At 71.8% G+C, this 24,717-nt stretch carries 21 protein-coding genes; 8 read left to right on the top strand and 13 right to left on the bottom strand.

Annotated features, from left to right (window positions below; genetic code table 11):
- Window positions 1–37 precede the first annotated feature (37 nt).
- The gene (locus VT50_RS11690) at window positions 38–2,023 is read right to left on the bottom strand and encodes a serine/threonine-protein kinase (protein WP_046088069.1); all 1,986 of its coding nucleotides are present in this window, start codon (window positions 2,021–2,023) and stop codon (window positions 38–40) included.
- Window positions 2,024–2,223: 200 nt separating this feature from the next.
- Here VT50_RS11690 and VT50_RS11685 point away from each other — a divergent pair, with 200 nt between their 5' ends.
- Entirely contained in the window at window positions 2,224–3,393 is a 1,170-nt protein-coding gene (locus VT50_RS11685; RefSeq protein WP_240529133.1) for a serine hydrolase domain-containing protein, read from the top strand.
- Window positions 3,394–3,460: 67 nt separating this feature from the next.
- Here VT50_RS11685 and VT50_RS11680 read toward each other — a convergent pair whose 3' ends face one another.
- Window positions 3,461–5,167, bottom strand: coding sequence for a glycerol-3-phosphate dehydrogenase/oxidase (locus tag VT50_RS11680; protein ID WP_046088067.1), 1,707 nt, complete (start codon window positions 5,165–5,167; stop codon window positions 3,461–3,463).
- 230 nt (window positions 5,168–5,397) lie between these two features.
- On the opposite strand from VT50_RS11680, the gene VT50_RS11675 reads away from it, so the two are divergent.
- Window positions 5,398–6,669 carry a nucleotide sugar dehydrogenase gene (locus tag VT50_RS11675; protein ID WP_046088066.1) on the top strand — a complete coding sequence of 424 codons (1,272 nt, stop codon included), beginning with the start codon at window positions 5,398–5,400 and terminating at the stop codon, window positions 6,667–6,669.
- A 91-nt stretch (window positions 6,670–6,760) separates the two neighbouring features.
- On the opposite strand, the gene VT50_RS11670 is transcribed toward VT50_RS11675, so the two are convergent.
- From VT50_RS11670 to VT50_RS11665, 3 genes are all read right to left on the bottom strand, one after another.
- On the bottom strand, window positions 6,761–9,052 hold the full coding sequence (locus VT50_RS11670) for a DUF6049 family protein (RefSeq protein WP_240529132.1): 2,292 nt from the start codon (window positions 9,050–9,052) through the stop codon (window positions 6,761–6,763).
- 15 nt (window positions 9,053–9,067) lie between these two features.
- Window positions 9,068–9,217: a hypothetical protein gene (locus VT50_RS39280; RefSeq protein WP_158083200.1), complete on the bottom strand. Its 150-nt coding sequence runs from the start codon at window positions 9,215–9,217 to the stop codon at window positions 9,068–9,070.
- A 95-nt stretch (window positions 9,218–9,312) separates the two neighbouring features.
- Complete coding sequence (locus VT50_RS11665; protein ID WP_046088065.1) at window positions 9,313–10,470, bottom strand: rod shape-determining protein; 1,158 nt, start codon at window positions 10,468–10,470, stop codon at window positions 9,313–9,315.
- A gap of 89 nt (window positions 10,471–10,559) precedes the next feature.
- On the opposite strand from VT50_RS11665, the gene VT50_RS11660 reads away from it, so the two are divergent.
- Window positions 10,560–11,003: a hypothetical protein gene (locus VT50_RS11660; RefSeq protein WP_046088064.1), complete on the top strand. Its 444-nt coding sequence runs from the start codon at window positions 10,560–10,562 to the stop codon at window positions 11,001–11,003.
- A gap of 209 nt (window positions 11,004–11,212) precedes the next feature.
- Window positions 11,213–11,902: a hypothetical protein gene (locus tag VT50_RS11655; protein ID WP_046088063.1), complete on the top strand. Its 690-nt coding sequence runs from the start codon at window positions 11,213–11,215 to the stop codon at window positions 11,900–11,902.
- Between the two features lie 81 nt (window positions 11,903–11,983).
- Here VT50_RS11655 and VT50_RS11650 read toward each other — a convergent pair whose 3' ends face one another.
- From VT50_RS11650 to VT50_RS11635, 4 genes are all read right to left on the bottom strand, one after another.
- Window positions 11,984–13,111, bottom strand: a complete 1,128-nt coding sequence (locus VT50_RS11650; RefSeq protein WP_046090884.1) for a GuaB3 family IMP dehydrogenase-related protein — start codon at window positions 13,109–13,111, stop codon at window positions 11,984–11,986.
- A gap of 120 nt (window positions 13,112–13,231) precedes the next feature.
- Complete coding sequence (gene guaB / locus VT50_RS11645; protein WP_046090883.1) at window positions 13,232–14,734, bottom strand: IMP dehydrogenase; 1,503 nt, start codon at window positions 14,732–14,734, stop codon at window positions 13,232–13,234.
- A 205-nt stretch (window positions 14,735–14,939) separates the two neighbouring features.
- Window positions 14,940–15,551: a sigma-70 family RNA polymerase sigma factor gene (locus tag VT50_RS11640; protein WP_240529131.1), complete on the bottom strand. Its 612-nt coding sequence runs from the start codon at window positions 15,549–15,551 to the stop codon at window positions 14,940–14,942.
- A 290-nt stretch (window positions 15,552–15,841) separates the two neighbouring features.
- On the bottom strand, window positions 15,842–16,453 hold the full coding sequence (locus VT50_RS11635) for a response regulator transcription factor (RefSeq protein ID WP_003948568.1): 612 nt from the start codon (window positions 16,451–16,453) through the stop codon (window positions 15,842–15,844).
- Window positions 16,454–16,861: 408 nt separating this feature from the next.
- On the opposite strand from VT50_RS11635, the gene VT50_RS11630 reads away from it, so the two are divergent.
- Window positions 16,862–17,176, top strand: coding sequence for a WhiB family transcriptional regulator (locus VT50_RS11630; RefSeq protein ID WP_037952995.1), 315 nt, complete (start codon window positions 16,862–16,864; stop codon window positions 17,174–17,176).
- Window positions 17,177–17,318: 142 nt separating this feature from the next.
- On the opposite strand, the gene VT50_RS11625 is transcribed toward VT50_RS11630, so the two are convergent.
- Window positions 17,319–18,257 carry a LysR family transcriptional regulator gene (locus VT50_RS11625; RefSeq protein ID WP_046090882.1) on the bottom strand — a complete coding sequence of 313 codons (939 nt, stop codon included), beginning with the start codon at window positions 18,255–18,257 and terminating at the stop codon, window positions 17,319–17,321.
- A gap of 79 nt (window positions 18,258–18,336) precedes the next feature.
- Here VT50_RS11625 and VT50_RS11620 point away from each other — a divergent pair, with 79 nt between their 5' ends.
- Window positions 18,337–19,050 carry an MOSC domain-containing protein gene (locus VT50_RS11620; RefSeq protein WP_046090881.1) on the top strand — a complete coding sequence of 238 codons (714 nt, stop codon included), beginning with the start codon at window positions 18,337–18,339 and terminating at the stop codon, window positions 19,048–19,050.
- A gap of 164 nt (window positions 19,051–19,214) precedes the next feature.
- A complete protein-coding gene (locus VT50_RS11615; protein ID WP_046090880.1) occupies window positions 19,215–19,988 on the top strand; it encodes an SDR family NAD(P)-dependent oxidoreductase in 774 nt (257 codons plus the stop codon).
- Between the two features lie 96 nt (window positions 19,989–20,084).
- On the opposite strand, the gene groL is transcribed toward VT50_RS11615, so the two are convergent.
- The 3 genes from groL to VT50_RS11600 form a co-directional block, all read right to left on the bottom strand.
- Window positions 20,085–21,710 carry a chaperonin GroEL gene (gene groL, locus VT50_RS11610; RefSeq protein ID WP_046090879.1) on the bottom strand — a complete coding sequence of 542 codons (1,626 nt, stop codon included), beginning with the start codon at window positions 21,708–21,710 and terminating at the stop codon, window positions 20,085–20,087.
- 94 nt (window positions 21,711–21,804) lie between these two features.
- Window positions 21,805–22,113, bottom strand: coding sequence for a co-chaperone GroES (gene groES, locus VT50_RS11605; protein ID WP_014054228.1), 309 nt, complete (start codon window positions 22,111–22,113; stop codon window positions 21,805–21,807).
- Between the two features lie 268 nt (window positions 22,114–22,381).
- Window positions 22,382–23,464 (bottom strand): polysaccharide deacetylase family protein, encoded by a 1,083-nt coding sequence (locus VT50_RS11600; protein ID WP_046090878.1) that lies wholly within the window; start codon window positions 23,462–23,464, stop codon window positions 22,382–22,384.
- A gap of 44 nt (window positions 23,465–23,508) precedes the next feature.
- Here VT50_RS11600 and VT50_RS11595 point away from each other — a divergent pair, with 44 nt between their 5' ends.
- Entirely contained in the window at window positions 23,509–24,690 is a 1,182-nt protein-coding gene (locus tag VT50_RS11595) for a THUMP-like domain-containing protein (protein ID WP_046090877.1), read from the top strand.
- Window positions 24,691–24,717: the final 27 nt, after the last annotated feature.

The raw sequence follows: 24,717 nt of genomic DNA, 5'->3' as shown, positions 1-24,717 counted from the left end.
GATACGTGCCCGAACGACGCTTCGCCGACAGGAGTGCTCAGTCCGTAATCTTGAACGTGTCGAAGGCGGTCTGGCGCAGGGTGGCGCACTCCTTGTCGTCCCATTTGCTCGCCTCGCAGGTGATCAGTATGGCGAAGCCATGGCTGCCGTCCACCTTGAAGCCGCGGTTGAGCACCCGGACCCGCTTGCCGTCCTGGTCGCGCTCGAACTCCCAGTCCGCGACGGTCGGATAGCCCCGCCAGTCCACCGACTTGATGCCGAGGCCCTTGTAGCCGGACATGGTGCGGCGGGCGTTCTCCTCGCCCTTGCGCCAGTCCGCCTCCGCATCGGACCTCGGCGCACTGGTGAAGTCGATCTGAATACGCGGAATGCTGGACCCGCCGTAGTACTTACGGCTTCCGGAATAGCTCCCGGAATGGACCGACCAGCCCTCCGGCATGGCCATGCTGAACGGGAAGTCGGAGCTCTTGACGGTCCCGTAGCCATCAGGCACGCCGCCCTTACCGCCGTCGCCCTTGCCCTTACCGCTGTTGTCGCCGCTTCCGCCGCCGCCCTTGCCCGAGTTGTCGTCCGGATTCTCGGAGGCATCGGGCTGACCGCTCTGCTTGCCACCGGAAGCCCCCGCCTTCGGCGACTCGCCCCCCGACTGGCCGGTCTTGTCGGTGTCCTTGCCCTGGTCCTCCTTGGAGCCGCCCGAGGCCCCGGCGGAGGCGGACTTGTCGCCGCCGGAGGAGCCCTTGGCGCTGTCGCCGCCGTCCCCTCCGTCGTTCAGGACGACGGCGAGCACGGTGGCCACGATGGCGACCACCACGACCACCGCGATAATGATCAGCGTGCGCTTGGAGACCACATCGGTGATGGACGCGCGCGGCGGCAGGGAGGGCCCCGCGGCGGGCGCGGCCTCGGGCGTCGCGGCGTCCGAGCGGGACCCCGCGGCGCCGGACTTCGCGGCCCCTGCCTCCGCCGCGCCTGCCTTCGCGCCCGACTCCGGCTCCGCCACGCCCTTGTCCCGGCCCTTCTTCGCGGCCGCGGCCGCCGCCGCGTTGCGCACCGACTTCAGCGCACCGCGCCTGCGCTCCGCGACGGCCGTCTCCTTGGCCCCGGCGGCGGCCTCGTCCTCCTTCGACGGGGCGGGCGGCAGGCTCATCGTGCGCGTGGCGTCGGCGGGGACCTTGGGAATCTCCGGCCCGTTCACCACGTGCTCAAGCAGCCCCCGCGCCCCGGCGTCGTCGAGCCGCCGGTCCGGGTCCTTGGTGAGCAGGCCGTAGATGACCTCCTCCAGCGGGCCCGCGTTCTTCGGCGGCTCCACCGGCTCGGTCATGACGGCCGTAAGAGTCGCTATGGCCGTGCTCTTGTCGTACGGCGGCACGCCCTCCACCGCCGCGTACAGCAGTCCGCCCAGCGACCACAGGTCGGCCGGGGGGCCGGGCTTCTGGCCGCGGGCCCGCTCCGGGGAGATGTAGGAGGGCGCGCCGACGAGCATGCCGGTCGAGGTCACCGACGGGTCGCCCTCGACCTGGGCGATGCCGAAGTCGGTGAGGACGACCCGGCCGTCGTCCGAGATCAGCACGTTGGAGGGCTTCACATCGCGGTGCAGGATGCCCGCCTGGTGGGCGGCGCGCAGCACATCGAGGACGGCGAGCCCGACCTCGGCGGCGCGCTTGGGGGCCAGCGGGCCGTCGTCGCGGACGACGTCGGCCAGTGAGCGGCCCTCGATGAGCTCCATGACGATCCACGGGCGGTCGTCCTCGTCGACCACGTCGTAGACGGTGACGGCGCCGCTGCTGCGGATCCGGGCGATCGCCTTCGCCTCGCGCAGCGTGCGGGTGATGAGCCGTCTCTTCTCGTCCTCCTCCACGCTGGACGGGAAGCGCAGCTCCTTGACCGCGACCGTACGGCCGAGGGTCTGGTCGCTCGCACGCCAGACCGTGCCCATGCCGCCCTGACCGAGGATCTCCCCGAGCCGGTACCGCCCGGCGAGGAGGCGCCCAGTCGAACCCTGCGTCTTCTCAGCCTCCGACATGCGACCCCTCTGCGAATCTACCCACCCTGAACCCACCCTGGGAGAGCGTCCATTGTCCCTCATCCGCGGACCCGGAACCGCCCCGGGTCCGGGGCGCGGCGTGGCGGCCACCGCGGTACCTGCGACCATCTGGAAGTACGCAGGAAACGGAGGTCCGTGTCATGCCCATCTCCGCCATACGATGGCACAGGCGGAGCCGGATGCCGACCGCCGTGGCGCTCACAGCCGCCCTCGCGCTCGTCCTGTCCGGCTGCGGCGCAGCGGCCACGGAACCGGGCCGGGACGCGGACCCGCAGGCGAGCGCGGGGCCGGGCGCCGAGGGCGGGCCTGATGGCGTCCTGCGCGCCGCCGTACGGCGTTTGGCGGCCCAGGGCGACGCGCCGGGGGCCGCGGTGCTCGTCCGCCGGGAGGGCGGCGGCACGCGGTTCATCGCCTCGGGGGTCGCGGACGTCCGCACCGGACGCCGGATCCACCGGAACGACCACTTCCGGGCGGGCAGCCTCACCAAGACCGTCATCGCGGCGGTGACGCTGCGCCTTGCCGCCCAGGGGCGGCTCGGCCTCGGCGACACGGTGGCGAAGCACCTCCCGGGGCTGGTGCGCGGCCGGGGCAACGACGGCCGTACCATCACGATCCGTCAGCTCCTGAACCAGACCAGCGGTCTTTTCGACTACACCGCCGACCCGGTGCTGGCCCGTCAGCTGTCCGCCGCCGACCTCACCCGCACCCCCGCCTCCCTGGTGCGGACCGCCACCGCGCACCGCCCGTACTTCGCACCGGGGGCCGCCTGGCGCTACTCCAACACCAACTACGTGCTGCTCGGGATGGTCATCCAGCGGATCACCGGCCGCTCCTACGCGGCCGAGGCCCGGCGCGACGTACTCGTCCCGCTGCGGCTGCACGGCACCTCCTTCCCCGGCGCCCGCACCACCCTCCCGGACCCGCACGGCCGCGCGTACGCGCGGGACGGCGGGGCCGGGGACGGCGGCGCCCGACGCGATGTCACCGACCTCAACCCCTCCACGGCCGGGGCCGCGGGGGAGCTGATCTCCACGCTCGACGATCTGGTCCGCCTCCTCCCCGGGCTGCTGCGCGGCTCGGTCGTGCCCCGGGCCGAGCTGCGGCAGATGCGGAACACCTCCGCCTCGGACGGCCGGTACGGCATGGGGCTGTTCCCGGTGCGGCTGGGGTGCGGGGTGACGCTGTGGGGCCACAACGGCGACATCAACGGCTCCTGGGTGCTGGCCGTGACCACCACCGACGGCCGCCACAGCCTCGCCTACCGGCTCAACAGCACCGCCGGATCGGATCTGACCGCCGGAACGACCCTGCTCGACGCCGAGTTCTGCCCTGGCCGTCCCCGCCGGTAGGACACGCGGCCTCCTCCTATGGCGCCTCCCACAGAGGCGCCTTCCACCGGTTCTCCCACAGCTCCTCCTACAGCGGAATGATGTCCGGCGCGCCCAGCCGGGCCGCGTCCGCCGTCAGATCGTCCAGCTGGCGCTGCGACTCGCGCTCCGCCTCCACCCGCTTCTCGTAGTGCTGCACCTCCCGTTCGAGCTGGTCCTCGGCCCAGCCCAGCACCGGCCCCATCAGCTCGGCCACCTCACGGGCGCAGCGCGTACCGCGGTCGAAGGTCTCGATCGAGATGCGGGTGCGGCGGGTGAGGACGTCGTCCAGATGGCGGGCCCCCTCGTGCGAGGCGGCGTAGCTGGCCTCGGCGCGGAGATAGTCCTCCGCCCCGGTGAGCGGCTTCCCCAGGGACGCGTCGCCCGCGATCAGGTCCAACACCTCCTGCGCCGCCGAGCCGTAGCGGTTGAGCAGGTGCTCGATCCGCGCCGCGTGCAGCCCGTACTGCCGTCCGATCCGCTCCCTGGCGTTCCACAGCGCCTTGTAGCCGACGGCGCCGACCAGCGGGATCTCCTCGGTGACACAGGGCCCGACCCGGCGGTCGAGGCCGTGCACCGCCTCGTCCACGGCGTCCTTGGCCATCACCCGGTACGTGGTGTACTTGCCGCCCGCGACCACCACCAGGCCCGGCACCGGATGGGCGACCGTGTGCTCGCGGGAGAGCTTGCTGGTGGCGTCCGACTCCCCGGCCAGCAGCGGGCGCAGCCCGGCGTAGACGCCCTCCACGTCGTCGCGGGTCAGCGGCACCGCGAGGACTTCGTTGACGTGTTCGAGCAGATAGTCGATATCGGCGCTGGAGGCGGCCGGATGGGCCTTGTCCAGGTCCCAGTCGGTGTCCGTGGTGCCGATGATCCAGTGCCTGCCCCAGGGGATCACGAACAGCACGCTCTTCTCGGTGCGCAGGATCAGCCCGGTCGTGGAGTGGATGCGGTCCTTGGGGACCACCAGGTGGATGCCCTTGGAGGCCCGGACGTGGAACTGGCCGCGCTCCCCGATCAGCGCCTGGGTCTCGTCGGTCCACACGCCGGTGGCGTTGACCACCTGCCGGGCGCGGACCTCGAACTCGCCGCCCTGCTCCAGGTCGTGCACCCGGGCGCCGACCACCCGCTCGCCCTCCCGCAGGAAGGCGACCACCCGCGCACGGTTGGCCACCTGCGCGCCGTACTCCGCCGCCGTGCGCACGAGGGTGGTGACATAGCGGGCGTCGTCCATCTGGGCGTCGTAGTACTGCAACGCTCCGACCAGCGCGTCCTTCTTGAGGCAGGGGGCCACGCGCAGCGCACGCCCGCGGCTCAGATGGCGGTGGGCGGGCAGCCCGCGGCCGTGCCCGGAGGAGATCGACATGGTGTCGTAGAGCGCGACGCCCGAGCCCGCGTAGAACCGCTCCCAGACCCGGTGTTTCAGCGGGTACAGGAACGGCACCGGCTTGACCAGGTGCGGTGCGATCCGCTCCAGCAGCAGCCCGCGCTCCTTCAGCGCCTCGCGCACCAGCGCGAAGTCGAGCATCTCCAGATAGCGCAGTCCGCCGTGGATCAGCTTGCTGGACCGGCTGGAGGTGCCGGAGGCCCAGTCCCGCGACTCCACCAGACCGGTCTCCAGGCCCCGCGTCGCGGCGTCCAGCGCGGTGCCCGCGCCGACCACTCCACCGCCCACGACCAGCACATCGAGCTCACGGTCCGCCATCCGGGCCAGCGCCTCGCCGCGCTCGGCCGGTCCCAGTGCCGGTGTCTTCACCGCTGCCTCCCGTTGCGATCGACCTTGTGATCGACCTTGTGATCGACGCCACGCCGCTCTGCCGATTTTCCTGGCTTTCTCCCCTCCATGCCATGCCGCTGCTCCGGCCATCGACGCGACACCGTGTCAACACCCCTCACCAATACTGAATACGAGTCATATTTCCGCTTAGTCTGTATGTGGGGGGTTTGCGCCATCCGACATCGTCCCGGGAAGGACGACACGACGTCATGCCCGCAGATCTCGCCGTCATCGGACTCGGTCATCTCGGTATTCCTCTCGCCCGGGCGGCCACCGCCGCCGGCGTCCGCACCGTCGGCTACGACCCCGATCCGCGCGTGGCCCACGACCTCCGGGCCGGACGGCCGCCCGCCGGCTCGGGCGAGGGCCTGCTCTCCGCCGCCGAACTGCGCCGGATGGCCTCCCAGGGCTTCCGGATCACCACCGACCCCGCCGAGCTCGGCCGCGTCCGCACCGCTGTGATCTGCGCCCCGACCCCGCTCGGGGACGACCGCAGACTGGATCTGTCGGCGGTCGGCGAGGCGGCCCGCACGCTCGCGGCGAGGCTGCGCCCGCACACCACCGTTCTGCTGGAATCGACCGTGTACCCCGGCACCACCGAGGAATTCCTCCGGCCGCTCCTGGAGGAGGGATCCGGGCTGCGGGCCGGGCGCGACTTCCACCTCGCCTACTCCCCCTGCCGCCACGACCCGGGCAACCGGGCCCACGGCCCCGCCAACACCCCCAAGGTGATCGGCGGCCTCACCCCCGCCTGCACCGAGGCCGCCGCCGCCTTCTACGGGCGCTTCACCGAGAAGGTCGTCCGGGCCCGGGGCACGCGCGAGGCCGAGACGGTCAAGGTCCTGGAGACCAACTACCGGCACGTCAACATCGCCCTGGTCAACGAGATGGCGGTGTACTGCCATGACCTCGGCGTCGACGTGTGGGACGTGGTGCGCTGCGCCGAGACCAAGCCGTTCGGCTTCCAGTCCTTCCGCCCCGGCCCCGGTGTCGGCGGCCACGGCGTGCCGGTCGACCACGGCCGCATGGCCGACCCACAGCGCGGACTCGGCATCCCGCTGCGCATGGTGGAGCTCGCGCAGCAGGTCAACGGGCGGATGCCGGGCTATGTCACCCGCCGCTGCACGGCCCTGCTCAACGAGTACGGGAAGTCGGCGCGCGGGGCGCACGTCCTGCTGCTCGGCGTCGGCTATAAGGCCGACGTCGCCGACGCGGTGGGCTCGCCCGCGCGGGAGATCGCCTCCCGGCTGATCGAGCTGGGCGCCCGGCTCAGCTACCACGATCCGTACGTCACGCGCTGGCGGGTGCTGGGGCGCGAGGTGGAGCGCGCCGATTCGGTGTACGAGGCGGCGGCCGACGCCGATCTGACCGTGCTGCTGCAGCCGCACCGCACCTATGACCTCCAGGGGCTCTCGGTGAAGGCCCAGCTGCTGCTGGACACCCGGGGCGCGGGACCGGCGGGGACCGCGCACCGGCTGTGAGAGCCGCCCGGCCCGGGTCCGGGCCGGGCCGCCACCGCTCAGCGCCTCGCCCCACCACCGCTTGGTGCCGCCATCGCCCGGCACCCCGCCGTCACCGGCTCCGCGTGCGCCGCAGCCGGAACGCGACCGCCAGCACGATCAGCGCCGTCCCGCCCAGCACGAAGATCACCGCTCCGGACGGCACCGACCGCACATCGGCCGTGAACGTCATCGGCGCGCCCCAGGGCCTGCCGTCGGCGGTGGTGTAGAGCTGGGCGGTCAGCGACACCGGACCGTTCGCGTACGCCTCCACCCGAATCCGCACCGTACGGCTCACCGCCCGCGACGCCTGGACCCGCATCGCGCGGTCCCGGGCCTTCAGCCGCTCGGGGCGGCCGGAGAGGACCCTGAGCTCCACCCCGGTGAGGTCCTGCTGGAGGCCGTTGGCCACGGTGACCGGGATGGTGGCCGAGCCCCCGGTCACCACCACCGTGGACTTCGGCACCAGCCTCACCGATGCGATCGAGGCGGTCAGATAGCGGGACACCCCGCGCTGGTACGACGCCGCGCCCGCCGGGTCGGCGCGCCAGGCGGTCGCCACGGAGCGGGCCAGTGCGGCCTGTACGGACGCGGCGGTGGCCCGCGGCTCCGACAGCACCTTGGCCAGGGCGCGCATCCGCCGCCGGTCCCGGACCACCGCCGCGAGCCGGGACGGCGGCAGCTCTGAGGCGTGGCGTGCGGGCGGATAGCCGTCGAAGCCCCGCAGCCGCCCCGCCGTGGGCTTGTGCAGCGCGGCGGCGAACCCGACCGGCTCCAGCCAGCCCGCCTTACGGCCCTCGGCCACCACCGTGAGCAGCACCCGGCCGACCGCGAGCGGCATCCGGCGCGGCGGCACCACCACCAGCTCGCGGCGGGCTGACGGCAGCTCCCGCGCGGCCGTAAGGGTCTCGGCGAGCAGCCGCTGGCGCAGCAGCAGCCGGGCGGGCGCACCGGCGGCGCCCGCGGCCGGGGGGCCCGCGAAGAGCTGGGACGCGATCGCCGCGTCATAGCGCAGCGCCGTCGTGCCGCCTTCGAGCGAGACGGCGCCGTCGTCGGTGGCCCCTTCGGAGACCAGCTCACCGGCGGAGGCCACCGCGGCGCCCGAGGCGAGCACGGTGTCCAGGCCCAGCCCCTTGGCGTACCGGGCGATCCCGTCGTCCAGCTCGCCGCCCGCGGGCCAGCCCACACCGGCGCGCGCGTGGACGCCCAATGCCCGGTCCACCTCGCTCCGGCCGGTGCGCGAGGCCCGGCGCAGCAGCCCGGTGAGCGGGGTGCCGCCGCCGCGGGCGAGCGAGGCCAGATCCGGGTCGGCGTACGGCAGCGCGATCACCTCCCGGCCCCGGACCGCCGCCCGGAGCGCGGCCAGCCAGCCCGCCGCCGCCCCGCCGCCCTTCCCCTCGGTCGCGTGCCGCGGATCGGTGTCGCCCGGTGTACGGGCCACCCGGTAACCGGCGGCCATGGCCCGCGCCTGGACGATCAGATCCGGATCGAGCACCCAGGTGACCGGCTGCCCCTTGCCCATCTCCACCAGCCGCCGCAGCCGCCCGCCCGGCCCGAGGGCGGCGGCCAGCTGGTCGTCACGGAAGACCGGCAGCACGCTGTCCTGGGTGCGCAGGGTCAGCGCCTCCATCCGCGGGATGTCCAGGACCGGCCACAGCGCGGTGGTGCGCAGCGGCTCCAGCCGCGTGGCGTCGGGATACGCGGACAAATGGGTGCGGGTCAGCCCGAGCACGGTCCCCGCGCGGGCGCCGTCCGCGCGTACGACGTGCACGGTGAGCGCGTACGTCCCGGCGCCGTCCAGCTTCAGGTCGGGAACGGGCACGCTGAGCCGGAAGCCGCGCTCGGCGCCTGCCGGAAGCGCGGCGAGACGCGCCGTGCGGCCGGCCACCTCGGGGCCGTCGGCCCGGGTCAGGGGCGTACGACGGGCCACCGTGGCGAGCCCGCCCCGGGTGTCGATCGCCCCGGCGGCCCCGATCCGCACCCCGACCCGCGCGGCCCCCATCCGCCGCCCGGAGGCATTGGTGATCCGCCCACTGATCCTCAACTCCCCGCCCTGCCGGATCACGGCGGGAGCGAGGGAGGTCAGCTCGACGGACACGGGGTACCGCCGGGAGGGGGCGCGGGACGTGGGGACGCCATCAGCCCCACGGCCCTTCTCCGTGGTGCCGCCGTGAGCCCCGCGGCCCTCCGCCGCGACGGCGCCGTCGGCCCGGCGGCCGTGCGCCGCGACGACGGGCGTCGGCAGGAGGGAAGCGATCGCGACCAGGACCGTGGTGACGGTCGCGACGACCGCCCGCCGGTACGTCCTGCCGCGCCCCACGACCACCACCTCGACGCCCGCGCCTGCCGTCCGCCCGCGCCGCACGGGACCGACGCGGTGTCACCAGCCCACCACGCCGGGGGCGATGCCGCACGCCCAGGGCCGCCGCCCCGGTGAGACCCGCCGGACCGCCCCGAGACGTCCCCAGCAGATCGCGGAAATGCGGCCGCGCTGCGAACGGTGCCCCGAGGGGCGCGGGTCGGTGTCCATGTACGGCTCCGCCGCATGGGCGCGACCAGCCACGACGGCGCCGCAGGACGATCGACGACGGATCAGGGCACCACTCCCGGCGGAGCGCTCGGCTGTCACACCCGTACGGCCTCCGGCCGACGGGGCCGTGCGTCCATCGCGGTGCGGAGCGAGGCGAAGTCCTCCACACAGCGGCCGGTGCCGATGGCCACGCAGTCCAGCGGGTCGTCGGCCACCAGCACCGGGATGTTCAGCTCGCGCCCCAGCCGTACGTCCAGGCCGCGCAGCAGGGCTCCGCCGCCGGTCAGCACGATGCCGCGGTCCATGATGTCGCCCGCCAGTTCCGGCGGGGTCTCGTCGAGCGTGGCCCGCACCGCCGCGACGATGCTGTCCACCGGCTCGGAGAGGGCGTGCCGCACCTCGTCCGAGGTCAGTTCGAGCACCCTGGGCAGCCCGGTCGCCTGGTCCCGGCCGCGGATGGTGCAGCGGTCCGGCGGCAGCAGCGCCTGGGTGTCCTCGTTGTCCTCGCTCTGGCCCGGGATGAACACCTCGACATTCCGCTCGGGCCGCCGGACGGACTCCGAGACCCGCGGCAGGGACAGCGGCCCGGTGGGCGAGGCGGACCCGATGGAGACCTTGATCTCCTCGGCGGTCCGCTCCCCGATCGCCAGCGCGTACTGCTTCTTCACATAGGAGGTGATCGCGACGTCCATCGCATCGCCCGCGGTGCGCACCGACCGCGCGGTGACGATGCCGCCCAGCGAGACCACGGCGACCTCCGTCGTACCGCCGCCGATGTCGACGACCATGCAGCCGGTGGGCTCGCTCACCGGCAGCCCCGCGCCGATCGCCGCCGCGATGGGCTCCTCGACCAGATGCACCTGACGCGCCCCGGCCTGGGTGGCGGCCTCCATCACCGCGCGCCGCTCGACGCCGGTGATCCCGGAGGGCACACAGACCACCACCCGGGGGCGGCCGAGCCGACGACTGCCCATGACCTTCTTGATGAAGTACCGCAGCATGCGCTCGGCGATCTCGAAATCGGCGATCACGCCATCGCGCAGCGGCCGCACGGCGACGATGTTCGTCGGCGTCCGCCCCATGGTCTCCTTGGCCGCCGCTCCCACCGACAGCACGCTGCCGTCGACCGTGTTCACGGCCACAACCGACGGCTCGTTGAGCACGATGCCCCTGCCCCGTACGTACACCAGTGTGTTGGCGGTGCCGAGGTCGATACCCATGTCACGCCCATTGAACGACTTGTTCTGCGCCATAAGTTGACATTATTGCTTATGCCGGATTCTGTCCCGGCACTGATGTCATTCGCACCACCGTGCGGCCATGCCACTGCTACCTTGCGGACATGATCGCGTACGCTTTCTCCGCAGCTCAGGCCCCACGACCGGCCCGTGGGCTCGCGGCGGGCATCGCGGCGGCCCTGCTCGGAGCCCTGGTCTTCGGATTCATCCAGGGCAAAATTGGCCACCGCGGCCAGGAGGTCGGCTACTGGGCGCTGTGCATCGGGCTGTTGACCGGCGCCGCGCTCGGCAAGCTGGGTGGCCGGGCACCGCTGCTGGCGCTCATCGCCATACCGCTGGCCGTGGTCAGCGTCTCGCTGGCGCAACTGATCGGCGTCGCGGTGCTGATGGGGGACGAGAGCTCATGGCCCACCACGGACACCCTGATCGGGCACTTCGGGCCGGTGACGGACTACTGGCGCGATCGCGTCCTGGGGCGCAACGACATCACCTTCTACGCCGTGGCGGGAGCGGAGAGCTACCTCGTCGCGAAGCGCATCGCCGAATAGCGCCGACGAATCCCCATATGCCGGGCCAACGTGTCTCCGTCCGGTCCCAGCCATGTCACGGACCTCAGACACGACTTGTCTGATTGTCGCCCCTGCCTGTTAGTTTTGTGGCTCGAAAGTTTCCTTCCGCGTTCCCAGCCCGCAGCCGCTCATCAGCCGAGCTGCCCCCGGAGCGCGGTGTCAACACCTTCATCCCCGGGGGAATTTCCATGAGCCAGAACTGGCAGCAGCCACAGCAGCCAGGCGGGTACCCGCAACAGCCTGGCGGCTATCCGCAGCAGCCCGGCCCTCCCCAGCAGGCAGGTGGGTACGGCTCCCCGCAGCAGCCCGGCTACGGCTACCCGCAGGGCCAGCCGCAGCAGCCCCAGCAGCCCCAGCAGCAGTACGGCGGCGGCTTCCCGCCGCCCGCGCCGCCGGCCGGACGCCAGGGCAACCCGCTGCTGGCCGTGGGCGCCGCCCTCGTGGCCACGATCGTCGGCGCGTTCCTCTACGCGTTCCTGCTGAGCGCGTTGGCGGACACCGACAAGACCCCGCCGGAGGTCACGCAGTTCGCGTACGCCGGTGTGCTCGTCGGCGCGCTCATCGGCCTGGCGATCGCCAAGCTGGGCGGTCGCAACACGGGGCTGTGGGTGGTCGGCGCGATACTGGCCCTGGCCGCGGTGTTCCTCGGCGAGCTCTACGGCTACGCCATGATCCTCCACGATGTGGTGAGCAACGCGGCCGAAAAGTTGGGCGGCGGCGCCAGCAGCCAGGTGCTCTCCACGAACGAGATCTTCTTCGACCACTTCAGCGATCTTTGGGACGCGTGGAAGGAAGACTCCGACGCGCTGACCTACATCTTCATAGCGCTCGCACCGATCGCCGCGGTCAGCACGGCCTACCGGATCAGCAACCGCTGAGCCCACGGGCAATACGGCGAGGGGAAGGCCCCGACCGCATCGCGGTCGGGGCCTTCCCCTCGCCGAACTGCTGAGACGCGGTCAGCGCTTGTCGCGGGCCGACGGCGCGACCGTGACCTCGACCCGCTGGAACTCCTTCAACTCCGAGTAGCCCGTCGTGGCCATGGCACGGCGCAGCGCACCGAAGAAGTTCATCGAACCGTCGGTGGTGTGTGAGGGGCCGAGAAGGATCTCCTCGGTGGAGCCCACCGTGCCCAGGTTCATCCGCTTGCCGCGCGGCACCTCGTCGTGCACCGCCTCCATGCCCCAGTGGTGACCGCGGCCCGGCGCATCCGTGGCCCGGGCCAGCGGGGAACCCATCATCACCGCGTCCGCGCCGCAGGCGACGGCCTTCGGCAGATCGCCGCTCCAGCCGACGCCGCCGTCGGCGATCACATGCACATAGCGGCCGCCGGACTCGTCCATGTAGTCCCGGCGGGCGGCGGCGACATCGGCGACCGCCGTGGCCATCGGCACCTGGATGCCCAGCACATTGCGGGTGGTGTGAGCGGCGCCACCGCCGAAGCCCACCAGCACACCGGCCGCACCGGTGCGCATCAGGTGCAGCGCGGCCGTGTAGGTGGCGCAGCCGCCCACGATCACCGGGACGTCCAGCTCATAGATGAACTGCTTGAGGTTGAGCGGCTCGGCGGCGCCGGAGACATGCTCGGCGGAGACCGTGGTGCCGCGGATCACGAAGATGTCGACCCCCGCGTCCACCACGGCCTTGGAGAACTGCGCCGTGCGCTGCGGGGACAGGGCGGCAGCGGTCACCACGCCCGTGTCCCGCACCTCCTTCAGGCGCTGGCCGATCAGCTCCTCCTTGATCGGCTCGGCGTAGATCTCCTGCATCCGGGTGGTCGCGGTCTGCTCGTCCAGCTCGGCGATCTCCGCCAGCAGCGGCTCCGGGTCCTCATAACGGGTCCAGAGCCCCTCGAGGTTGAGCACCCCGAGGCCGCCGAGCTCACCGATGCGGATCGCGGTGCGGGGCGAGACCACCGAGTCCATCGGCGCGGCCAGGAAGGGCAGCTCGAAGCGGTAGGCGTCGATCTGCCAGGCGATCGAGACCTCCTTCGGGTCCCGGGTGCGACGACTCGGCACAACGGCGATGTCGTCCAACGCGTACGCCCTGCGGCCGCGCTTGCCGCGCCCGATCTCGATCTCAGTCACGTGGGTGCCTTTCCCTGTTCACGAACAGCCGTCCCAGTATCCCTGCCCGCGCCGTCGCGAGATCGCCCGGGTGAATCGGCGCGAACGGCGCGAACGGCACGGATCAGCGGACGGCGCGGATCAACGGCCGGAGTAGTTCGGCGCCTCGGTGGTCATCTGGATGTCATGCGGGTGGCTCTCCTTGAGGCCCGCCGCGGTGATCCGCACAAAGCGGCCCTTCTCCTTCAGCTCCGTCACATTGGCCGAGCCGACATAGCCCATCGACGCCCGCAGACCGCCCACCAGCTGGTGCGCGACCGAGGCCAGCGGGCCGCGGTAGGGCACCTGGCCCTCGATGCCCTCGGGGACCAGCTTGTCCTCGGACAGCACATTGTCCTGGAAGTAGCGGTCCTTGGAGTACGAACGGGCCTGGCCACGCGTCTGCATCGCGGCCAGGGAGCCCATGCCCCGGTAGGACTTGAACTGCTTGCCGTTGATGAAGACCATCTCGCCCGGCGACTCCTCGCAGCCGGCCAGCAGGCTGCCCAGCATCACCGTGTCCGCACCGGCGGCGATCGCCTTGGCGATATCGCCCGAGTACTGCAGACCGCCGTCGCCGATCAGCGGCACCCCGGCGGCGTGGCAGGCGCGGGCGGCCTCGTAGATCGCCGTCACCTGCGGCACGCCGATGCCCGCGACCACGCGCGTGGTACAGATCGAGCCCGGGCCGACGCCGACCTTGACCCCGTCCACCCCCGCGTCGATCAGCGCCTGGGCGCCGTCCCTGGTGGCGACGTTGCCACCCACCACATCGACCGCGATATTGGACTTGACCTTGGCGATCATGTCGAGGATGCCCCGGCTGTGGCCGTGCGCGCTGTCGACGACCAGGAAGTCGGCCCCGGCCTCGACCAGCGCCTGCGCCCGCTCGTACGACTCCTCGCCGACGCCGACGGCGGCACCGACGACCAGCCGCCCGCCCGCGTCCTTCGCCGCGTGGGGATACTGCTCGGCCTTCACGAAGTCCTTGACCGTGATCAGGCCCTTGAGCACGCCCCCGTCATCGACCAGCGGCAGCTTCTCGATCTTGTGGCGGCGCAGCAGCTGCATCGCGTCCTCACCGGAGATCCCGACCTTGCCGGTGACCAGCGGCATCGGGGTCATGACCTCGCGGACCTGACGGCCCCGGTCGACCTCGAAGGCCATATCACGGTTGGTGACGATGCCGAGCAGCTTGCCCACCGCGTCCGTGACCGGCACACCGCTGATGCGGAACTTCGCACACAGCGCGTCCGCCTCGTGCAGCGTGGCGTCCGGCCGGACGGTGATCGGGTCGGTGACCATGCCGGACTCCGACCGCTTGACCAGGTCGACCTGGTTGGCCTGGTCCTCGATGGACAGATTGCGGTGCAGCACGCCCGCGCCGCCCTGCCGGGCCATGGCGATGGCCATCCGGGACTCGGTGACCTTGTCCATGGCGGCGGACAGCAGCGGCACGTTCACCCTGACGTTCCGGGAGACCCTGGACGAGGTGTCGACCGCGTTCGGCAGCACCTCGGAGGCGCCCGGCAGCAGCAGCACGTCGTCGTACGTCAGCCCGAGCATGGCGAACTTCTCAGGCACTCCGTCGACGTTGTCAGTCATGACACCCTTCCAATGGTCTTGCCCCAGCGCGGACTCCCATGCTAACGGGCTCCCCGAGTGCCTCATTCCGCCCTGTGGATAACTTCTCAGCGAGCTGCTAAATGCGGAAGGCACAACAAGGTAACGAGCCGGTCCGAACTCCGGCGGGTCCCGGACTCACCACCCGGCGGGCCTCCCGTCCGGCGAGCCGCACGCTCAGCGGGCCTCACTGCTCGGCGAGCGCGCGCAGCCTGCTCAGCGCCCGGTGCTGGGCGACCCGCACCGCCCCGGGCGACATCCCGAGCATCTGCCCGGTCTCCTCCGCCGTCAGCCCGACCGCGACCCTCAGCAGCACCAGCTCGCGCTGGTTCTCCGGCAGGTTGGCCAGCAGCTTCTTGGCCCACTCCGCGTCGCTGCTGAGCAGCGCCCGCTCCTCGGGCCCCAGCGAATCGTCCGGCTGCTCCGGCATCTCGTCCGAGGGGACGGCCGTGGAGCCCGGATGGCGCATGGCGGCCCGCTGCAGATCGGCGACCTTGTGCGAGGCGATGGCCACGACGAACGCCTCGAAGGGCTTTCCGGTGTCGCGGTAGCGCGGCAGCGCGCACAGCACCGCGAGACAGACCTCCTGCGCCAGGTCGTCCACGAAGTGGCGGGCATCGCCCGGAAGTCGGGACAGCCTCGTACGGCAGTAGCGCAGGGCCAGCGGATGGACCAGGGCCAGCAGATCGTGGGTGGCCCGCTCGTCCCCCTCGGCTGCGCGCCCGACGAGGGCACCGATCGTCCCCGTGCTCCCGGGAGCTCCCTTGGGGGCTCCTGGGCTCTCGTCGTCGCGCACCATCCATCCATGGTGCCTCGGGCCCGGAGGCTCCGTGGCACCGCGTCCATAGTTATGCGCTGATCCGTTATGAGCAGGTGCGCCGGCTGTCGTCACGTCCTGCGCTCTCCCCTCACGCCCGACCGACTCGTCCCCGAGGAACTCCACGCCTTCAAGGATGCGGCATAGCGCGGGGAACTGGTACAGGCCACCACCACAGCGCTCGCGGCGCACGCTTTCGCCCCGCCCGCCACCCGACGGGCGGGGACCGTAGCGCCCCCGCTGCGCAGCACGTCAGAACGGTCGTGGCCGGATCAGCGGACCAGACCCCAGCGGAACCCGAGAGCCACCGCATGCGCCCGGTCGGACGCGCCGAGCTTCTTGAACAACCGGCGTGCGTGGGTCTTGACGGTGTCCTCGGACAGGAACAGCTCGCGGCCGATCTCCGCGTTGGACCGGCCGTGGCTCATGCCCTCGAGCACCTGGATCTCACGCGCGGTGAGCGTGGGCGCGGCGCCCATCTCGGCCGAGCGCAGCCGGCGCGGGGCCAGCCGCCAGGTGGGGTCGGCGAGCGCCTGGGTCACGGTGGCGCGCAGCTCGGCGCGCGAGGCGTCCTTGTGCAGATAGCCACGGGCGCCCGCGGCCACGGCCAGCGCCACTCCGTCCAGGTCCTCGGCGACCGTGAGCATGATGATCCGGGCGCCGGGGTCGGCGGAGAGCAGCCGCCGCACGGTCTCGACCCCGCCGAGGCCGGGCATCCGTACGTCCATCAGAATTAGATCCGAGCGGTCGGCACCCCAGCGGCGGAGGACTTCCTCGCCGTTGGCCGCCGTCGTCACACGCTCGACGCCGGGCACGGTCGCCACCGCGCGGCGCAGCGCCTCTCGGGCAAGCGGGGAGTCGTCGCAGACGAGGACGGATGTCATGGCCGCCCTCCGCAGCTGATGCGCGTCACCTTGAGCCTCCAGGCTGGTACATATCGTCACCTGAGCGATTGACAGCCCCGGATGTCTGTCCGAGAGCTTTACCCATCAACCGCCTCCGCACTCTCAACGACGGTCACCCGAAAGAGTTACGGGGTTCGGCGGCCACCTTCGACACTCTACGTGAGGGCGTGGATACGGAGCAGCTTCGTCGCACCGGTCGCGTCCCTCGCGCCTCCCCCATAGGGCACCCCCCGAGGCAGTCCCTTCGGTGGCATTTGGCGACCTTGCTTCCAATTTGCCGGTCTGTGTGGCTAGATTCGCAATGAGTCATATTTACATCTACTTACACCGTAGGTGTACGACCCAGGACACAGCGTCCGCAGCCGATCGCTTCGAGGAGATAAGGCAATGGCAGATTTCTCCCGTCTTCCCGGCCCGAATGCCGACCTGTGGGACTGGCAGCTCCTGGCCGCGTGTCGCGGGGTCGACAGCTCGCTCTTCTTCCATCCGGAAGGGGAGCGCGGCGCTGCCCGCAGCGCACGCGAGATGTCGGCGAAAGAGGTGTGCATGCGCTGCCCGGTACGGGCGCAGTGCGCGGCCCACGCCCTTGCCGTGCGCGAGCCCTACGGAGTGTGGGGCGGGCTGACCGAGGACGAGCGCGAGGAACTCATGGGGCGGGCGCGACACCGCGCGGTCGCCAGCACCGGGGCTCCGGGATCGTGATCACGGCCTGACCCCGGCCAAGAGAAGAAACGTTCCTCCTGCCACCACTCACCGCTCACCACTCACCGCTCACCGCTACACACCGCTCACCGCTCATCACCCGGCGCCCGCGCGGACGCCCGTGGGATGGTGCGTGCGCCGCTCATCTGCGGGCCGCCCGCTCCAGCCGGTCCAGCGTTGCCGCCACCGCCGGGACGCGGGCGAGGTCGGGCAGGGTCAGCGCCACCACTTCCCGGCGCACCGCCGGTTCCACCTCCAGCGTCGTGGCGCCCTTGGTCCGCACCGACTCCAGCGCCAGCTCGGGCAGCACCGCGACCCCCAGTCCGGCCCCGACCAGGCCGATGACCGTCGGATAGTCGTCCGTCGCGAAGTCGATGCGCGGGGTGAAGCCCTCGGACTCGCACACCTCCACCAGATGCCCCCGGCAGCGCGGACAGCCCGCGATCCACGGCTCCCCGGCCAGCTCGGCGATCCCCACCGCCCCGGCGCCCGCCAGCTTGTGCCCCTCCGGCACCACGCCCACCAGCCGATCGCTCAGCAGCGGCCGCAGGACCAGGTCGTCCCACTCGCCGCCGCCCGCCGAAGCCGCCGCCGCTTCTGTCTCCGTCTCCGTCTCCGCGGCCACCTGCGGATACCGGAAGGCCAGCGCGATCTCGCAGTCGCCCGAGCGCAGCATCTCCACCGAGCCCGGCGGCTCGGCCTCCACGAGCGAGACCCGCGTCCCGGGGTGCGCCGCGCGCATCTCGGCGAGCGCCATGGGCACCAGGGTCGAGCTGCCGCTGGGGAAGGACACCAGCCGCACCCGGCCCGCGCGCAGCCCGGCGATCGCCGCGACCTCCTCCTCGGCGGCGGTCAGCCCGGCCAGGATCCCGCCGGCGTGCCGCACCAGCGCCCGGCCCGCCTCGGTCAGCCGCATCTCCCGTCCGCTGCGGATCAGCAGCGGGGTGCCCGCGGCCCCCTCCAGGGCCCTCATCTGCTGGCTGACGGCGGGCTGGGTGCAGCCGAGCTCACGGGCGGCGGCGGAGAAGGAGCCGGTGGCGGCCACCGCGCGCAGCACCCTGAGATGGCGGGCCTCGATCATGCCTTGAGCATAAGGGGCCCTTGGGTACGGGCCGGGATATTACGTCGACGCTTTGATGGCACTGCCTTACGGTGCCGATATGCCGCATACTCCACGTCCCTCCACCCCTTACGTCCCCTCCACCGCCTCAACCGTCCTCACCGTGAACGTCGGCCGCGCGATGCCGAGCGCCCACACCGACTGGCCCGGCGGCACCGGTATCGACAAGCAGCCCGTCGACCGCCCGGTGAGGGTCGCGGCACCCGGGCCGAAGGGCCGGGCCGGAAGCGGTCTGGCCGGTGACTCGGTCTGCGACCTACGCCACCACGGCGGCAACGACCAGGCCGTCTACGCCTACGCCCGGGAGGACCTCGACGTCTGGGAGCGGGAGCTGGGCCGTGAGCTGGCCAACGGCGCCTTCGGCGAGAACCTCACCACCAGCGGTATCGACGTCAGCGGCGCGCTCGTCGGCGAGCGCTGGCGGGTGGGGAGCGGGCCGCTGCTCGAGGTCTCCTCACCGCGGATCCCCTGCCGCACGTTCGCCGGGTGGCTGGGCGAGCGGGGCTGGGTCAAGCGGTTCACCCAGGCCGCCGTCCCCGGGGCGTATCTGCGGGTGCTCGAGCCCGGCGAGATCCGCTCGGGCGACCACGTCGAGATCGTGCACCGGCCGGACCACGAGGTGACGGTCGCGTTCCTGTTCCGCGCCGAGACCACGGAGCGGGAGCTGCTGCCGAGGGTGCTGGTGGCCGGTGACGCGCTGCATCCGGAGGCGCGGGATGCCGCCCTGAAGTACCGGTCCGCGAAGGCGATCTGACGGAAGCGGACCGAGGGAAGCGGACCGACGGAAGTCCGGAAGTGGACTGCCAGAACCCAGGAAGCGGACTGACGGTGGCGCCGGAAGCGCTCATTCCGGCGCAGATCGCTCGCGCTGCCGCTCGGCGGTCCGCCGGGGCCCGCCGGGGCCGATAGCGTGCGCGTATGACGACTGCATTGATTACCGGAACCACCGCGGGCATCGGCGCCGCCTTCGCGGGCCGGCTCGCCGCCGACGGGCACAATCTCGTGCTCGTCGCACGCGATGAGAAGCGGCTGCGGGAGCAGGCGGCGGATCTGCACGACCGGCACGGCGTGGAGGCGGACGTGCTGGTGGCGGACCTGTCCGAGGACGACGGGATCGCTGCGGTCGAGGCCCGGCTGAAGGACCGTACCCACCCGGTCGATCTGCTCGTCAACAACGCCGGTTTCGGCAACCGCGCCCGCTATCTGGAGGTGCCGATCACCGATGAGCTGCGGATGCTGAAGCTGCACTGCGAGGCGGTGCTGCGGCTGACCAGCGCGGGGGTCGGAACGATGCGCGACCGGGGGCGCGGCGGGGTGATCAATGTGGCGTCGATCGCGGCCTTCTTCCCGCGCGGGACGTACGGGGCGAGCAAGGCGTGGGTCGTGCAGTTCACCCAGGGCGCGGCGAAGGACCTGGCCAGCTCGGGGGTGCGGCTGATGGCGCTGTGCCCGGGGTTCGTCCGTACGGAGTTCCACGCGCGGGCGGGGATCAAAGACGACAGCGTGCCGGGCTGGATGTGGCTGGACCCGGACCGGCTGGTCACGGCGGCGCTGAAGGACTTCGCCCGGGGCAAGTCGCTGTCCATCCCGGATCCGCGCTACAAGGCGATGTCGAGCCTGGCGAAACTGGCTCCGCGCTCGGCCCTCTCCTCCCTCTCCTCCAAGGTCGGTCGCCCCCCGGCCAAGGCGTAGCCGTACGGGAGCGTGCTGGAACACACCAAGGCGCGGCCGTCCGTTGGACGGCCGCGCCTTCGCGCTGCTTGTGGCGGAGCGCCGGGGGTCAGTGCGTCAGTGCGCGTGACCGTGGCCGTGGCCCGCGGCCTCGGCCTCTTCCTCGGCGGGCTTCTCGACCACCAGGGTCTCGGTGGTGAGCAGCAGCGAGGCGATCGACGCCGCGTTCTCCAACGCGGAGCGGGTGACCTTGACCGGGTCGATGACCCCGGCCTTCACCAGGTCGCCGTACTCCTCGGTGGCCGCGTTGTAGCCGTGGCCCTTCTCGAGCTCGGCGACCTTCGAGGTGATCACGTAGCCCTCGAGACCGGCGTTCTCGGCGATCCAGCGCAGCGGCTCGACCGCGGCGCGGCGGACCACGGCGACACCGGTGGCCTCGTCGCCCTGCAGGCCCAGGCTGTTCTCCAGCACCTTGGCGGAGTGGACCAGCGCGGAGCCACCACCGGAGACGATGCCCTCCTCGACCGCGGCGCGGGTCGCGGAGATGGCGTCCTCCAGGCGGTGCTTCTTCTCCTTGAGCTCGACCTCGGTGGCCGCGCCCACGCGGATCACGCACACGCCGCCGGCCAGCTTCGCAAGCCGCTCCTGCAGCTTCTCGCGGTCCCAGTCGGAGTCCGTGGACTCGATCTCGGCCTTGATCTGGGCGATGCGGCCGGAGACCTCGTCCGCCTTGCCGCCGCCGTCGACGATCGTGGTGTCGTCCTTGGTGACGGTCACGCGGCGGGCGGTGCCCAGCACGTCCAGGCCGACCTGGTCGAGCTTGAGGCCGACCTCCTCGGCGATGACGGTGCCGCCCGTAAGGGTGGCGATGTCGCCGAGCATGGCCTTACGGCGGTCACCGAAGCCCGGGGCCTTCACCGCGACGGCGTTGAAGGTGCCGCGGATCTTGTTGACGACGAGGGTGGAAAGGGCCTCGCCCTCCACGTCCTCGGCGATGATCAGCAGCGGCTTGCTGGCGTTGGCCTGGATGATCTTCTCCAGGAGCGGCAGCAGGTCCTGGATGGAGGAGATCTTGCCCTGGTGGATCAGGATGTACGGGTCGTCGAGGACGGCCTCCATCCGCTCCTGGTCGGTGACCATGTACGGCGAGAGGTAGCCCTTGTCGAAGGCCATGCCCTCGGTGAAGTCGAGCTCCAGACCGAAGGTGTTGGACTCCTCGACGGTGATGACACCGTCCTTGCCGACCTTGTCCATCGCCTCGGCGATCAGCTCGCCGACCTGCTTGTCCTGGGCGGACAGCCCGGCCACGGCGGCGATGTCGGACTTCTCGTCGATCGGGCGTGCGGTGGCCAGCAGGTCGTCCGAGACGGCCTTGACCGCCGCGTCGATGCCCTTCTTCAGGGCGGCCGGGGAGGCACCGGCGGCCACGTTCTTCAGGCCCTCGCGGACCAGCGCCTGGGCCAGCACGGTGGCGGTGGTGGTGCCGTCACCCGCGATGTCGTTGGTCTTGGTCGCCACCTCCTTGACGAGCTGGGCGCCAAGGTTCTCGTACGGGTCCTCGACCTCGACCTCACGGGCGATCGTGACACCGTCGTTGGTGATGGTGGGGGCACCGAACTTCTTGTCGATGACGACATTGCGGCCACGGGGGCCGATGGTCACCTTGACGGTGTCCGCGAGCTTGTTGACGCCGCGCTCGAGGGCGCGACGGGCGTCCTCGTCGAACTTCAGGATCTTCGCCATGAGTTGCGTATGTCCTCTCAAACAAGCCGTGCCCCGACCCCGGTTTCAGATGACACGGGCACCGGGGCACGGCTCATAGGCAAAACTTCGGTGATTACTTCTCGACGATCGCGAGAACGTCGCGAGCCGAGAGGACGAGGTACTCCTCGCCGCTGTACTTCACCTCGGTGCCGCCATACTTGCTGTAGAGCACGACGTCACCGACGGAGACGTCGAGCGGAAGGCGCTTGCCGTCCTCGAAGCGGCCCGGGCCCACGGCCAGGACAACGCCCTCCTGGGGCTTTTCCTTGGCGGTGTCCGGAATGACCAGGCCCGAAGCCGTGGTCTGCTCGGCGTCGAGCGGCTGGACCACGATGCGGTCCTCGAGCGGCTTGATGGCAACCTTGGAGCTGGTGGTCGTCACGATCCGACCTCCCCCTTCGGAGATCTCACGGGGTCAACTGTCTGAGGTGGCGACCAGGTGGATCCGTCGTCGCGGGTGCCGGACCTGCCCGTCGCTGTATTCCTGGCACTCATCGGTCCCGAGTGCCAGCCTCGACATTATGACGCGGTTAGCACTCAGTCAACTAGAGTGCCAAGCGACGCGGTGACGGCCTCCGGGCGGCGGTCCGGGGCGGCGCTCCGGAACGGCCCCGGAGTGGCGCTCCGGAGCCGTTCCGGGCGGAGGGCCCTCATACGTAGTCCTCCAGCCGCCCGATCGTGAAGCCCTGGGCCTGGATCGACCGCACCAGTGCCGCGATCCACTCGGTCATCGACTGGCCCTCCAGCTGCTCCGGCCCCCGGAAGTGCGCGAGCACGATGTCCCCCGGCAGCAGATGGTCACCGGAGCGGTACGCCAGACCGTGGGTCTCCATCTCGGCGCGCCACAGCACCACCGTCCGCACCCCGCAGAAGGCGGCCGCCCGCAGGGTCGCGTCGTCGTACTCCCCGTACGGGGGACGGAAGAGCCTCGGCTGTTGACCGAAGTTCTTCCACAGGTTGTCGCGCTGGCCGCAGATCTCCCGCACCTGGTCGTCATAGGCCATACCGGCCAGGCTGGGGTGGGTCAGGGTGTGGTTCTCCATCGGGTTGCCGAGCCGGCGCAACTGGTCGAAGTAGTCGTAGTGGGTCCCGATCACGTTGTCGGTCAGGAAACCGGTGAACGGCAGTCCGAGTTCGCGGGCCTGCTCCACGAAGCGCGGGTCCTTCTCGATCCCGTCGTCGATCGTCACGAAGACCACCCGCTGGTCGGTCGGCACCCGCCTTACGGTCGGCGGCAGCCCCCACTGCTGCGCGCTGGACCGTCCGAGCGCGGGTTTGGCGCCGGGCGGGGCCGGGGGCCGCGCCAGCGGCCGGTCCAGCCCCCAGCGGCGGTAGGCGTCGTCCGCACCCGCCGGGGCCGGGCCGGGCGGCCCGGCGGCCGGGGCGGACGCGGAGGGGTCGCCGGAGGGCGGCGTGCCCTGGACCCGGCCGTCCCCGGCCCCTCCCGCGCCCCCGCCGTACCCGTCGCCCTCCGGCCCGGTGGACGACGGTGGCCGCTGCCCTGGCTCCCGCCCGGACGGCGACCGGGACACCGAGGGCGGGTCGTCCAGCCGCGCGGTGAGGGAGGCCGGGGGCATGGGAGCGCCGTGGCGGGAGCCGGTGTGCGGCTCGGGGGCGGCGGCGAGGGATCCGCAGGCCGTGAGCACGGCCGCCGCGCCGACGAAAACCAGACAGCGAGGAAAACCAGTCTTGATCATCATCACATAAGTGATCTTCGGTCCGAGGGCGTGCATATGCGCGCCGTACGGGGGCGGATGCGCTCGCGGGAGCGGGGAGAATGGGCCATGTGGACGTTGACGCCTTCGATGCACTGCTCGGCGACGAGGGGCAGGCGCTGCTCGCCGCGCTCCGCGACTACGACCCGGCGAAGGAGCTCGCCACCGCGACGCGGCTGCGCCGCGACCATCCCCCGGCGCTGGTCTCGGCGGCCCTGACCCAGGCCGCGCTGCGGCAGCGGGCGGTGGCCAAATTCGGCCCCGAGGACGCGCAGCGCATGTACTTCACGCCGAACGGCGTCGAACAGTCCACCCGCACCTCCGTGGCCGCGTACCGCGCCTCCCGCTTCGCCGGGTTCGGCGTCCGCCGCATGGCCGACCTGTGCTGCGGCGTCGGCGGCGACGCGATCGCGCTCGCCCGCACCGGGATCTCCGTACTCGCCGTCGACCGCGACCCGCTGACCTGCGCCGTCGCCCGCGCCAACGCCGATGCGCTCGGACTGGCCGAGCTCATCGAGGTGCGCTGCGCCGATGTCACCGACGTCGCCACCCGGGACGTCGACGCGGTCTTCGTCGATCCGGCCCGGCGCGGCGGCCGGGGCCGCGTCTTCGACCCCGAGGCCTACTCCCCGCCCCTCTCCTGGGCCATCGGGGCCGCCCGCACCACGCCGCGCGCCGCCCTCAAGATCGCCCCCGGGGTGCCGCACGAGGCGGTTCCCGAGGACGCGGAGGCCGAGTGGATCTCGGACCACGGCCATGTGAAGGAGGCCGTCCTGTGGTTCGGCACCGACCGCCCCGGGCTGCGCCGCGCCACCCTGCTGCCGAGCGGCCACTCGCTCATCGGCACCCCGCTCCTCCCCGACCCCGAGCCCGGCCCGGTCGGCCGCTGGCTCTACGAGCCGGACGGCGCCGTCATCCGCGCCCATCTCGTGGCCGATGTGGCGGCCCGCGTCGGCGGGCGCCTGATCGACCCGACGATCGCCTACATCACGACGGACGAGCTGCGCCCGACGCCGTACGCCACCGCGTACGAGATCACCGATGTGCTGCCGTTCAACCTGAAGAAGCTCAAGGCGCTGCTGCGGGAGCGGGAGGTCGGTGTCGCGACCATCAAGAAGCGGGGGTCGGCGGTCGAGCCGGAGCAGCTTCGCAAGAAGCTGCGGCTGGAAGGGGAGAATGCCTGCACGATCGTGCTGACGCGTTCGGCGGGCTCCCCCACGATGCTGCTGGGGCACCCGGCCTAGATGAGTGAGTCTGATGTCCTCAGTGGT

The organism is Streptomyces antioxidans (assembly GCF_000968685.2).
Classification (GTDB): Bacteria; Actinomycetota; Actinomycetes; order Streptomycetales; family Streptomycetaceae; genus Streptomyces; species Streptomyces antioxidans.
Note: the sequence above shows the minus strand (reverse complement) of the source record. Positions and strands in the feature narration are given on the sequence as shown.